Annotated in this window: 11 protein-coding genes, 5 pseudogenes and 1 riboswitch; of the genes and pseudogenes, 5 read left to right on the top strand and 11 right to left on the bottom strand. The window is 32.8% G+C overall.

The annotated features are described in order from the left end of the window. The first annotated feature begins 137 nt into the window (after window positions 1-137). Entirely contained in the window at window positions 138-368 is a 231-nt protein-coding gene (locus tag ABLV95_RS02900) for a glutaredoxin family protein (protein ID WP_285322949.1), read from the top strand. Window positions 369-589: 221 nt separating this feature from the next. Here the strand turns inward: ABLV95_RS02900 and ptsP are convergent. The 5 genes and pseudogenes from ptsP to auxA all read right to left on the bottom strand — a co-directional run bounded on the left by ptsP (window position 590) and on the right by auxA (window position 6,013). Continuing rightward, window positions 590-2,306 (bottom strand): annotated as a pseudogene (ptsP, locus tag ABLV95_RS02895) (phosphoenolpyruvate--protein phosphotransferase). A 1-nt stretch (window position 2,307) separates the two neighbouring features. Next, a complete protein-coding gene (locus ABLV95_RS02890; protein WP_069816423.1) occupies window positions 2,308-2,574 on the bottom strand; it encodes a phosphocarrier protein HPr in 267 nt (88 codons plus the stop codon). Window positions 2,575-2,737: 163 nt separating this feature from the next. Next, window positions 2,738-3,280, bottom strand: a pseudogene (locus tag ABLV95_RS02885) (DUF697 domain-containing protein). Window positions 3,281-3,337: 57 nt separating this feature from the next. Next, a complete protein-coding gene (locus ABLV95_RS02880) occupies window positions 3,338-4,507 on the bottom strand; it encodes a class I SAM-dependent rRNA methyltransferase (protein WP_285322947.1) in 1,170 nt (389 codons plus the stop codon). Window positions 4,508-4,711: 204 nt separating this feature from the next. Next, window positions 4,712-6,013, bottom strand: coding sequence for a lipoteichoic acid stability factor AuxA (gene auxA / locus ABLV95_RS02875; RefSeq protein ID WP_427704992.1), 1,302 nt, complete (start codon window positions 6,011-6,013; stop codon window positions 4,712-4,714). 255 nt (window positions 6,014-6,268) lie between these two features. Between auxA and graF the strand changes: the two genes are divergently transcribed. From graF to ABLV95_RS02855, 4 genes and pseudogenes are all read left to right on the top strand, one after another. Next, entirely contained in the window at window positions 6,269-6,403 is a 135-nt protein-coding gene (graF, locus tag ABLV95_RS02870; protein WP_218086511.1) for a glycopeptide resistance-associated protein GraF, read from the top strand. Between the two features lie 302 nt (window positions 6,404-6,705). After that, window positions 6,706-6,807: riboswitch (TPP riboswitch) on the top strand. An 83-nt stretch (window positions 6,808-6,890) separates the two neighbouring features. Next, window positions 6,891-7,467: pseudogene (locus ABLV95_RS02865) on the top strand (ECF transporter S component). Window positions 7,468-7,479: 12 nt separating this feature from the next. Further along, window positions 7,480-8,902, top strand: a pseudogene (locus ABLV95_RS02860) (ABC transporter ATP-binding protein). Next, a complete protein-coding gene (locus ABLV95_RS02855) occupies window positions 8,895-9,701 on the top strand; it encodes an energy-coupling factor transporter transmembrane component T family protein (RefSeq protein WP_427704997.1) in 807 nt (268 codons plus the stop codon). Before ABLV95_RS02860 ends, ABLV95_RS02855 begins: the two are co-directional and overlap by 8 nt. Window positions 9,702-9,834: 133 nt before the next feature. Here the strand turns inward: ABLV95_RS02855 and purD are convergent. From purD to purN, 6 genes and pseudogenes are all read right to left on the bottom strand, one after another. Further along, window positions 9,835-11,074: pseudogene (purD, locus tag ABLV95_RS02850) on the bottom strand (phosphoribosylamine--glycine ligase). Window positions 11,075-11,097: 23 nt separating this feature from the next. Continuing rightward, window positions 11,098-11,853 carry a hypothetical protein gene (locus tag ABLV95_RS02845; protein WP_460876331.1) on the bottom strand — a complete coding sequence of 252 codons (756 nt, stop codon included), beginning with the start codon at window positions 11,851-11,853 and terminating at the stop codon, window positions 11,098-11,100. Continuing rightward, a complete protein-coding gene (locus tag ABLV95_RS02840) occupies window positions 11,771-11,989 on the bottom strand; it encodes a hypothetical protein (RefSeq protein WP_460876329.1) in 219 nt (72 codons plus the stop codon). The genes ABLV95_RS02845 and ABLV95_RS02840 overlap by 83 nt, the downstream gene beginning before the upstream one ends. Beyond that, entirely contained in the window at window positions 11,901-12,188 is a 288-nt protein-coding gene (locus ABLV95_RS02835; protein ID WP_460876327.1) for a hypothetical protein, read from the bottom strand. Before ABLV95_RS02835 ends, ABLV95_RS02840 begins: the two co-directional genes overlap by 89 nt. Beyond that, window positions 12,175-12,579 carry a hypothetical protein gene (locus ABLV95_RS02830; protein WP_460876325.1) on the bottom strand — a complete coding sequence of 135 codons (405 nt, stop codon included), beginning with the start codon at window positions 12,577-12,579 and terminating at the stop codon, window positions 12,175-12,177. Before ABLV95_RS02830 ends, ABLV95_RS02835 begins: the two co-directional genes overlap by 14 nt. Window positions 12,580-12,595: 16 nt before the next feature. Continuing rightward, on the bottom strand, window positions 12,596-13,162 hold the full coding sequence (gene purN / locus ABLV95_RS02825; RefSeq protein ID WP_069816441.1) for a phosphoribosylglycinamide formyltransferase: 567 nt from the start codon (window positions 13,160-13,162) through the stop codon (window positions 12,596-12,598). Window position 13,163: the final 1 nt, after the last annotated feature.

Below are 13,163 nucleotides of genomic sequence, written 5' to 3'. Positions count from 1 at the left end.
GTTGTATTGAAATAAGTTGCGTTCAAAATATAGTGACAAATTAATGACCACTTGCATGTAAGTCAAAGATTTGTAATAATTTAAAAAGTTTCTTATATTAAAGTATATCGAATTTAAAATAGGAAGGATGAGTTTTAATGGATCAAATAATTATTTATACGCAAAATGAATGCCCACCTTGTACTTTTATTAAAAACTATTTGTCAGATAAAGGCGTGTCATATAGCGAAAAAAACATCTCAAATTCCAAATATAGAAATGAAATGATAGACTATGATGCTTTCGCCACACCTTTTATCTTGTTGAATAATGAGCCGATGTACCAAATTGACATTGATAAAATCAACCATACTTTAAATATAGAATAATCATCAAGCAATGTAGCTATTCTACATTTGAATGAGTAAATCTTTCACTTCCTAAACTATATGATTTTTAGTGTTATTACAAAGTTACTGTTTAACAACATGCAATGACTTACTACGTTAATTCTTAATTTTTTTAATTCATAGCAAAATAAAAAAGCTGATAGCGCCACTATAAATGGTCTATCAGCTTTTTTCGAACTCAAATGTTCAATTATTATTTATTATTTAGCATATTGCTCAACTAGTTCTTGTACTTCTTCAGAAGTTGCACAATTAATTGCTCTTTGTGACAATTCTTCCATTTCATTTTGGCTTAAACCTTTGATTTGACGACGCGCTTTAAGTACTGATGTAGCACTCATTGAGAATTCATCTAATCCTAAGCCTAATAGTAATGGAATAGCGATTTCGTCGCCTGCCATTTCGCCACACATACCAGTCCATTTACCTTCTTTATGTGATGCTTCGATCACTTGTTTTACTAAACGTAAAATTGAAGGATTGTATGGTTGATACAAGTATGAAACGCGTTCAGACATGCGGTCAGCCGCCATTGTATATTGAATTAAATCATTCGTTCCAATACTGAAGAAGTCAACTTCTTTTGCGAAGACATCTGCTAATGCGGCAGTTGAAGGAATTTCAACCATGATACCTAATTCAATATCATCAGAAACTTCTGTACCTTCTTGTTTTAAGTTTTCTTTTTCTTCAAGTAATAATGCTTTAGCATCACGGAACTCATTGATTGTTGCAACCATTGGGAACATGATATTTAATTTACCGTAAACAGATGCACGTAATAATGCACGAAGTTGCGGTCTGAAAATATCAGGTTGGTCTAAACATAAACGAATCGCACGATAACCTAAGAATGGATTCATTTCTTCAGGTAGATTCAAATATGGTAACTCTTTATCGCCACCGATATCTAATGTACGTACAACAACACGTTTATCTTCCATCGTTTCTAAAACTTTTTTATAGGCTTCGAATTGTTCATCTTCAGTAGGCATTTCATCTCTACCCATATATAAAAATTCCGTACGATATAAACCAATACCTTCTGCACCATTTTCAATAACACCTTTTAAATCATTAGGTGTACCGATGTTTGCAGCTAATTCAGCATGTTTACCGTCAATTGTTTTTGTTTCTTCATTGCGCAATTTTTGTAATTCTTTTTTATCTTCGAAGAAACGTTCACGTTTATTTTCATAAGCGATCACTTCATCATCTGTAGGATCAATAATTACTTCACCAGTTAATCCATCAACGATAATCATATCGCCTTGTTTAACGTCTTTAGTAATAGATTTTGTACCTACAACTGCAGGAATCTCTAAAGAACGGCTCATAATTGCTGAGTGTGATGTTCTTCCACCAATATTTGTTACAAAGCCTTGCACGAATTCTTTATTTAACTGAGCAGTATCTGAAGGTGTTAAATCGTTTCCGATTATAACAACGCTTTCATCAATGATACTTGGGTTTGGTAACTCTACACCTAAAATATGTGCTAACACACGTTTAGAAACGTCACGGATATCAGCAACACGTTCTTTCATGTATTCATTATCCATATTTTCAAATATAGTAATGAATTGTCCAGTTACTTCAGATAATGCAGTTGGTGCGTTAACTTGGTCATTTTTAATCTTGTCTTCAATCGGTTGAATTAACTCTGGATCATCTAAAACTAATAAATGAGCATCAAAAATTGCTGCTTTATCAGCACCTAGATTTTTTTCAGCGTTATTTCTTATTTTTGTTAATTCAACTTTAGATGTTTCGATGGCATCATTGAACTTAGCAATTTCAGCGTCGATATCTGTAATCTTTTCACTATTATATGAAAGATCTGGTTCAACTAATAAATATGCTTTGGCAATCGCTACACCATCAGATGCGAGCAATACCATTTATATAGTTAGACATATTATTTAGTTAATCCTTCTTTAGATAAAATCTCAGTGATTGCTTCGATTGCGTCTTTTTCATCGCTACCATCAGCGTAGATAGTGATTTCAGCATCTTTACCTACACCTAAACTCATAACACCCATGATTGATTTCAAGTTAACTTTTTTACCGTTATATTCTAATTGAATATCTGAATCAAATTTTGAGGCAGTTTGAACAAGCATTGTCGCTGGACGAGCGTGAATACCTGTTTCATCGATAATTACATATGATTTTTGTTCCATAATTTATTTCTCCTTCGTATAGTTAGAATCGTTAGTTTATTATAAAACCTAACATAGTTTTATATAATAAGATTACCAAATTATATATATAAATTCAATTCCTTGCACCCATGTCATGACAATATTCAGCGATTATTTAACAATTTGTGAAAACGCTGTAGTTTTACACGAGTGATTTAACAACTTTTTCACATTTTTGGATATGATCATTGCCTATTTTTTTCATGAAATAATAACTTATAGAAGCAGTGATTGCTTGACCTACTACTGGGAACCATTTCGTTTGTTTCTGTCGCAGTACGTTTCGCTACATCACGAATAACTACTTTGAGGATAGCACTAGATACTTTTTTACCGATAAATTGGCTACCTTGAATTGCCGCCGTAGTTAGCACACGTTCTTTCATGTCGTCTCCCATTGTATTAACTTGTTTATGATCAAGACCATAAATCTTATTTACGTCTTCAATAACATCTTTCATAAGTTTAATATCTACACTGAAGCCTAAACCTGGAATAGGTACTACACTTACGCCAGATGATAGCATTGATTTTTTCTCACTAAAGCCTCTGCACGTTGGCGACGCTCTTCAATTTCGTTATATGTTGTTGGTATACTACCTTTATTTTTTATATCTTCTATATTTAAAACTTTGTTTCCTACTTTTTGTGTAACGTTATTTGTGATTTTATTTTTAAAACTCATTATATTCACTCCTTAGTAATTTCTATACACTAAGAATAATACCCGTTTTTTCACACTTTACTGTATTTTTACAAAAATCGCTTTTAAATATTTTGAAGGTTTGTAGTGTGCATGCGTTTTAAAATCTTTTGGTAAGCCCATGACATCAATGATTTCAAAGTCCACTTCTTCTTTAGTTAACGTTTCCGTAACTACATTTTTAAATGCTTTTAATGAAAATGTACTGTTGTTTGTACATAATAGTAATGTACCTTCAGGACCTAGTATATCCAGTGCACCAACGATTAATTTATCGTAGTCTTTTAAGACAGAAAATGTTTTTTTCTTGTTTCTCGCAAAACTTGGTGGATCAATCACAATTGTATCGTAGAAGAAATCATGACGACGTGCATAATTATAGAAATTAAAAGTATCCATAACATAAATATATTGTGACGCCGGGTCTATAGAATTTAAACCGAAATTACTTTCAGTAAGCGCACGAGAGCGGTTAGCTAAATCAACACTTGTTGTCATCTCTGCATTATCTGCAGCTACAACTGAGAATGCCCCTGTATAACTGAATAAGTTTAGTAAATTTTTATCTTGCGCGTATTGCTCTTTTAATTTCTTTCTTACTTCTCTTTGATCTAAAAAGATACCTGTCATAGGTCCATCGTTTAAATGTACATTGTAAAATGTGAAGTTTTCTTCGATGACAATTGGAAATTCTGGTGCATCTCCGTCAACGAAGCCACCTTCTACAGCGGCATCTTTAAAACGTAATTTTTCAAAAATTGACGTATAACCGAATATTGCTTTCAGTGCACTCAAAATATTATAACGGAACTTATAGATTCCTTTAGAATACCATTGAACTAAGTAATGACCATTGTAGTTGTCGATTGTGAGACCACCAACACCATCACCTTCGCCGTTAAATACTCTAAATGCATTTGTGCCCTCTACATTATAAAAATATTCACGTTCTTTTTTCGCAATATCAAATAATTTTTCAAAAAATTGTGTATTAACCACTTCATCACGTGAGTAACTCAATACCCAACCGATGCCTTTATGTTGACGTCCAACATACGCAGTTGCGATATACTGATCTTTATCATTTAGTAGCTGAAATAAATCTCCTTCATGTAAGTGATCATGTGCGTAAATATCATCTTCACTTACCAATGGATATTCATTTAAATATTTTGTTTCTTTACCTCTATTTAATGTGGCAGTTTTCATAAAATTATGTCAGCCTTTCTACTATTTTTTTATATTTATCTGTCGCTTACCTATTTTATCATTTCAAGTACATCGTAACATCATTAATATTCATTTAACTCAAACGTTTTGACTAAGTATTTGTCATTCTTAAACTTTCTTAATAAAAAAACCTATCTTCCAACCGATTGGAAGATAGGTTCGTCAAACAACATTATTAAGTTTTTAATCTCTAGAAGGTTCTCGTAATTTAATTATAAACGCTACTACAACTGCAATTAACATCATAACTAAAATCGGTGTAATGAAAATTGAAAGCAATAATCCGTGAACCATGATATTCATAAATTCAGTAAATAATTTAAAGAATAATAAACTTACCATAAATAATTGTAGATAATAAAATCGGCCTTTCAAATAATTCGTCAATGTCGTTAAAATATAAATAATGATGATAATCATTAAGATGAACAACGTTATCCATTCAATGACATATTGCGTTTGGCCAATCTCCCAATTACCAGAAACAAATAATGAATTTCTATTATTAAATTCAATCAATGTGAAGAATAATAAAACCGCGCCACAAAATAATTCTACATAACTAGGTTTAATCCATTTTGGTTTCTTCATCCAATTTGGAACATCATCATCTTGTATATCAATAATATTCTTCCATTTTTCAATAAATTTATCTTTCTTATCTCTTGCTTTCTGAATATCTACACTTCTACGAGTCTTACGCGTAAATTCTGTCGTTTTGTCTTGTAAAGTTTTCCAACGTTCCATCGTTTGGTTCGTTACAGTGTCTTTACTCGTTCTAGATAATTCTGGTTCTTCTTCGCCTAATTCCTGTTTTGTTAATGGTAATGATCTTCTTAAGAATAAGAAATTCCAAATTGACATTTGTCCCAGTAACCACATAATTATGAAAAATGTGTTAACGCTTAAGATGTCAATTGGTATAATTTCATCACTCTCAATTCTTCCATATAACACCAATTGTGTTATCAAATAACTAAACCCATAACTGAAAATAATCCATAAATAATGATATTTTCTATGTTCTTTATTTAACTCATCTTTATAAACGATATAACCAATGTGAATCACAAATGGTATTACGAAAATAATAGCGAAAAAACTATAAACTTGGGTCATCAAGATTAGCGTTATGATAAAGAAGAGAATACCAATAACTAAAAAGAATATTGAAATATCGTAGTCATATCGTGTTGTTCTAAATAAAGTCATTCCTAGCATAATTAATCCAATGCCAAATATAATTATTAAAATGGCGCTAACTACTGGAAAATTCCCTATGTAATTGCTCATTACCCTAATTATTTCAGCAAAAAATGCGTTTATAAAATCCCATACATTATGAATGTGTAAATCAATTTTACCTTTGCCATTTAATTTATGAATCATTGGTAAATTAATTAAAATGATGAGACCTGTGAAAAGCGAAACGATGCCTATAATATAACTATATAATATCTCAGCGTGTTTCTTCATAAAAGACATACCATTCACCTCAAAGTTATTATATATTAACATTTAGCTCTTGTCTTTAATAATCTCAATAAATAAGTCTATAGTATGATATAAATTAGTTGTATAGTCAAATTTCCACATATACCTTTACTCTAAACAATTTATTTAATATTACTTTTAATTTTACAGTTTTCTCCTCCATTTTTTAAGTACTTTTGTTTAGCCCTTTGCTCTTCGTGGTATTTAGGTTGTATAGATGATTAAACATGAAGGAGTGTTTTGTTTATGAGTAAAGAAGAATTAAATAAAAAAGCAGCTGAAAAAGCTAAAGAAACTGAAGATAAATTAAAAGATGAAAAAGATTCATCTGAAAAAAATAGCGAAGAAACGCAAAAAAATATTCAAGATACTTTTGATTAATAAAAGTATCACTTAGACATAAATACCTGTGTCAGGCTTAATTATTATACTAGTAGTAGCTATTTGATAGCTATTCTACTTTGTGGGAGCGAAAATGCAGAATCAAATTTTTGATTGCTGTTTCGCTCTTTTTTTAGTTTTCTGCCATATTCCCTCACTTTCCGCCTAACATGAAACATATAGCTATTTTAATATAGTAGAAGGCTAAATATATCTTGAAATACATAATATTTTTTATTAGCTTCATTTACAACCTTGACAGAAGTGATTAAAAATCATACATTAGAGTTAAATTAAATAATCATTCGCACTAGGGGTGTTTAGTGACTGAGATGAGGTATACCCTCAAACCCTTTGAACCTGATCTAGATTAAACTAGCGTAGGAAAGTGTACTGCGATACTTATTAAAAAATGGTATCCGTATGCCTGTATTTAACGCGCACCTTTCTAGAAGGTTGTGCGTTTTTTTATATAGGAGGAGTATATATGTCAAAAGGATTAAAACTTTCTGAGATACTAGTAACTGTATTAATAGCAGTAGTTTTCGCCGTCATTTATAACATTTGGAATTTTGTCTATAAAGCACTACAAGTTACAGGGCTTCATTTTGAAGAACTAACTTACGGAGCCTGGTTTATGGCAGCTATTGTAGCTTATCTTATTATTCCAAAAGCAGGTATCGCTATTTTAGCCGAATTTGCTGCAGGTGCTTGGTGAAACGATTGTCATGGGCCGTTTTGATATTGCTACAATGGTTTATGCTTTAATACAAGGATTAGCATGTGAACTCATCTTTGCGCTTTTCAGATATAAATCTCGCTCAGCAATGGTTGCAATGTTAGCCGGTTTCTTGGCTTCAGTATCAACATTGCCATTAGATTTTGCTTATGGTTATCTCGGTGAAATAGCTGGTTGGAACCTTACATTATATATAGTATTTAGACTTATAAGTGGAATTGTCGTAGCAGGCCTTTTATCTTACTATATTGTGAAAGCCTTAGATCAAACTGGTGTCACTAAATTATTCAGACCTGCAACTCAGAGCGATTACGACAATTTATAAGGAGCAATAAACTTGATAGTCACAAAAAATTTACGTTTAAAATACCCTAACGGTCATAATAAAATATTTGATAATTTAACACTTCATATAAAAGACAAAGAAAAAGTATTGCTCTTAGGTCCTTCTGGTTCAGGTAAAAGTACGTTATTAAACGTTTTAAGTGGTATCGTTCCTAATCTTATAGATTTACCTATGAAATATGATGAATTACAAATTGATGAGGATTGTGGCGTTATTTTTCAAGATCCAGACACTCAATTTTGTATGCCAAAAGTATATGAGGAACTTGCTTTTGTTTTAGAAAACTTGCGTGTACCACGCGATGAAATGGAAAGCCGTATTCAATCTGCCTTAGCGACAGTAGATTTAAATGTCGATGAAAATCAACATATTAATCAATTAAGCGGTGGAATGAAACAAAAATTAGCAATTGCAGAAACTTTGTTACAACAAGCAAACACCCTATTCTTAGATGAACCAACAGCAATGCTAGATGTGGATGCAACTGCGGATTTATGGCAAAAAATAAAAGCATTGTGGCATGACCAAACTGTATTAATTGTAGAGCACAAAGTAGAACATATTTGGCAACATGTTGATCGTGTCATTCTATTAAATTATGATGGTGCCATAATAGCCGATGCACCTCCTAATAAGATATTGCATGACTATGAGCATCTATTAACGGAATATGGTGTGTGGCATCCTAATGCTTGGCAATCCGCCCCACCATCATTAAAAACACAACATGTTTCAACTACACAACAATCAGATGATACCTTTAAATTTAAAAACGGCTTGATTAAACGAGGTAAACAGCAACTAATCAACATATCAGAATTAAACATTTGTGCTTGGCGAATGGATCACCATCACTGGCTCAAATGGTAGCGGCAAAACTTCCTTAATAGAATCGATGATGCAACTCATTAAATATGATGGTAAAATGTATTTTAACAATCATGCATTATCAAAAATTAAAACTGCCGCAAAGCATATGTATTTAGTTTATCAAAACCCCGAATTACAATTTATTACTCATTCTGTATATGATGAAATTTATATTCAATATAAGAATAAAACACGTTCAACTGTTGAAGCTGAGCGAGAAACACAGAATATGCTTGAAATACTTAATTTACAAGCAGTTAAAGCACAACATCCATATGAACTGTCTATGGGTCAAAAAAGACGTCTAAGCGTTGCAATTGCACTAAGTTCATCTTCTGACTTTATTTTACTTGATGAACCTACCTTTGGTCTCGATAGTCATAATACATTCAACCTTATTAAATTATTCCAATCACGTGTACAAAATGGACAAACGATTGTAATGGTAACGCATGATTCAGAAATTATTGCACGGTATCCAACCCGAAGACTTCATGTCAATCAACATCAATTAACTGAACTAAAGGGTGATACTTATGTTTGAGATATGGAAAAAACACTATTCATTTGTTGACGACGTCAACATTATTACTAAATTAGCAATGGCAGTCATTTTGTTTTTCTTTGTTATCTTTGTACATCAATTTGATTACATGCTCTATATAATGTTATTAATGTTGATATTTTTACTTTTATTTAATGGATTGCAATTCAAAATCACTTTTATTTTCATACTCTTTACTATCACTTTTAGTTTGATATCTGCTTTATTCATGATTTTCTATGGTGATGGCACACATACAATATTTAAATTAGGCTTTATTCAAATTACTACCGAAAGTTTATATCGTGGTTTGCACTTAGCAATGCGTACGACAACTATTTCTCTTTTTGGAATTTTAATTGCCTTCACATCACAAATTGTCATGATTTTTTATAGTCTTATGCAACATCTTAAAGTTAAACCTAAAATAGCATATGCATTTATGGCGGCAATTAGAATGGTTCCTTTAATGTTCACTTCATTATTTCAACTCAGAAAATCATTGAAAATGCGCTATCAAATGATTGATTCACGTAATTACAGAGGCTTTAAACGTTTAAAACATCTTGTAATACCACTACTAAGTCAAAACATTAGAAAAGCGCATCAATTATCAGTTGCTATGGAGAAGAAAGGATTTAAAGACGGACCTAGAACATACTATTATTATGCACCTTTCTCGTATAAAGATCTTTTATTAATCGTAGTTGTAAGTTCTATTTTAATTGTTGCATATTTCCTAGCACAATATGTTCAAATCACAGGAATTAATGATGTGCGTATTTCAAGTATTTACTAAATTACATTACTGTCCATGTAATTTAAACACAAAAGCGTTAAGACAAAACTTAAACCACTTTGTCTTAACGCTTTTTTGATAACTTATTCAATTTATATAATTCAAAATATCTATATATAAATTACTTTAATTGTTATATAAGTGCTTTATCACTAATGTCCTTTCGATAAAACAATGCATTGCTTTTGATTTTATCGACCGCCTCATATGCTTTAGCTTTAGCACTTGCAATATCTTTGCCTTCACCTAAGGCCAGAATAACACGCCCACCAGATGTCACATATATATCTTGTTCTTTTTTTAATCCACTCACAAAGTATTGACCATCTAAATCGAAACCTGAAACAGTTTTACCCTTTTCATATTTTGCTGGATACCCTTTAGATGCAAGCATAACGCCTACTACAGAATCGGCTTTCCATTGAAAATGAATTGGTTTTTTAGCTTCTAAATCTAAAATATGCTCGCATTAAATCACTTTCCATACGTGTTAAAAGTACTTGAGCTTCAGGATCACCAAAACGGGCATTAAACTCAATTACTTTTGGTCCTTCATCAGTAATAATTGCTCCAATGTATAGTACACCAAAAAATGAATAGCCTTCACTAACCAATGCTTTGGCAATAGGCTGCGCAATTTCTTCATTTGTTCGTTTGATAATAGCATCCTCAATGTGAGGCACTGGACAATACGCACCCATACCTCCGGTGTTCGGACCTAAGTCACCATCAAATGCCCGTTTATGGTCTTGCGCTATACAATCAAATGGCACAGCATAGTCATTATTTACGAAAGTCATTAACGAGAATTCTTCACCCTCAAGAAATTGTTCGAAAACCACAATGCCTTCTTCTTCCGGGTAAAGTTCTTCTACACCTGATAATGCTTCCTCATAGCTTTCCGCAATGATAACCCCTTTACCTGCTGCTAATCCATCTTTTTTCAATACAACTGGATACTCACATGATTGAATATAAGCTAATGCATCTTGCTTATTTGTAATTTCTGTATATTCAGCAGTTGGAATACCATATTTTTCCATTAATTCTTTAGCAAATAATTTTGAACCTTCGATTTGTGCAGCTGCTCGATTAGGTCCAAATACTTTTGTTTGTCCAGCTTCTAATTTGTCAGCTAATCCATCTGTTAAAGGTTGCTCAGGGCCAATGATTGCCCATGTAATATCATGTTGTTGTGCAAATGCTACAATTTGTTCATGTTCTGTTTCTGCTATTTCACTATGTACCTGTGCAACATTCGACATTGCGTCATTACCTGGGATTGCAAATATTTCATTAACAAGTGGTGATTGCTTCAATTTGTGCGCTATAACGTGCTCTCTGCCACCTGCACCAATTACGAGTACTTTCATAAAGTTTATTGCCTCCAATTCCCTTAATGTTTAAAGTGTCGAACGCCTGTAGTTACCATTGCAATACCATATTTATTTGCCATATCTATAGATGCTTGATCTTTAATTGAACCGCCTGGCTGAATAATCGCTTTGATACCTGACTTAGCTGCTAATTCAACTGTATCATCCATTGGGAAGAAACCATCTGATACCATTGCAACTTGATCATTCATTTCTATCGCACGTTCTATGGCGATTTCTGCTGACCCAACACGGTTCATTTGTCCTGCGCCAATTCCGACTGTTTGTTTCGCATTACTGAGAATGATTGCGTTACTTTTCACAGATGCAACCACTTTCCATCCTAATAACATTGCATCCCATTGCGCTTCGGTAGGTTCAACTTCTGTGACTACTTTCATATCGTCACGTGTTAATTTCACATTATCTTTATCTTGTATTAAATAGCCACCTGAAACAGACACGACTTCTTGTTCACTGTTATCAATCGTCATATCAATTTCTAAAAGTCGTATATTTTTCTTTTTACTTAAAATGTCTAATGCTTCTTGTGTGAATTTTGGAGCAATAATAACTTCTAAGAATATTTCATGTAAAGTTTCTGCCAACGTGCTATCTACAGATCTATTTAAAGCGACAATTCCACCAAAAATAGATTGACTATCCGCTTCAAAGGCATATTGATAAGCATCATTAATTGATTCTCCAACACCTACACCACAAGGATTCATATGTTTTACTGCTACTGCCGTCTGGTTGTTCAAATTGCTTAACAAGTGATAAAGCCGCATCTGCATCTTTAATATTGTTATAGCTTAATTGTTTACCATGTAACTGTTTGGCGCCTCCAAGTGTGTGCGGCTGCAGTAGATGTACGAATAAACTGTGCTGATTGTTGTGGGTTTTCACCATAGCGTAGACTTTCTTTATTATCTTTAAAGAATTCAACAATTGCCGCATCATATTGATTTGTGTGATCAAACACTTTGATCATCAGTGACTTACGGTATGCTTCATCCAAATCGTCATTTTTCAGTTTTTCAATAACTTCATTATAATCTGCTGGATGTACGACTGTCGTGACATGTTTAAAGTTTTTAGCTGCGAGCACGTAACATAGTTGGTCCACCGATATCGATGTTTTCGATTGCATCGCTTTCTGTAACATCAGGATTCGCTACAGTTTCTTTAAATGGATATAGATTAACTACCACCATATCTATAAGATCAATATCTTGCGCTTTTAATTGTTGCAAATGTTCTGGCTTATCTCGATCAGCTAGTATACCTCCATGAACAGATGGATGTAATGTTTTAACTCTTCCATCCATAATTTCTTCAAATTGTGTTAATTCTGAAATTGATTTTACTGGAACATTCGCTTCGACTAAAGCTTGCATCGTGCCACCTGTAGAATATAACTCATACCCTAATTCGTTTAAGGATTGGGCAAATGCCACAACACCACTTTTATTAGACACACTTAAAATTGCTTTTTTCATTTTGTATTGGCACCTCTTATTTAATGATTTTGGATATCACTTTCGGATATAATTCATGTTCCATCACTTTAATTCTTTCTTCTAGTTGTTCTTTCGTATCGTCCGGGTATATATCACATGTCCATTGTTCGATAATTTCTCCTGTGTCCATCCCACTGTCCACATAATGCACTGTTGTACCTGTAATCGTATCACCGCTCTCCAGAGCTTGGCCTACTGCGTCTTTACCTTTATATTTAGGTAACAGTGAAGGGTGTATATTAATAATACGTCTATTGTATGCTTTTAATATATTTTCACCGATCAGCTTCATATAACCTGCTAGAACAATCCATTCTACTTGCTCTGAAGTAAGCCATTCGATAATTTTACGCTCATAATCTGCTTTAGAAGGAAAATTTTTAAGTTCATTGATGTGAACATCTAAATTATATTTTCTAGCACGTTCAATACAATAAGCACTTACTTGGTCTGTGTATAAGGCAGTGACTTCTATATGAGGTAAATTACCTTCTTCGATTTGAGTCATGATGCTTTCAAAGTTACTACCTGATCCTGACGCAAAAATAGCTATTTTAGTCACA

The sequence above is a fragment of the Staphylococcus sp. Mo2-1 genome (assembly GCF_046721385.1).
GTDB lineage: Bacteria > Bacillota > Bacilli > Staphylococcales > Staphylococcaceae > Staphylococcus > Staphylococcus equorum_A.
Note: the sequence above shows the minus strand (reverse complement) of the source record. Positions and strands in the feature narration are given on the sequence as shown.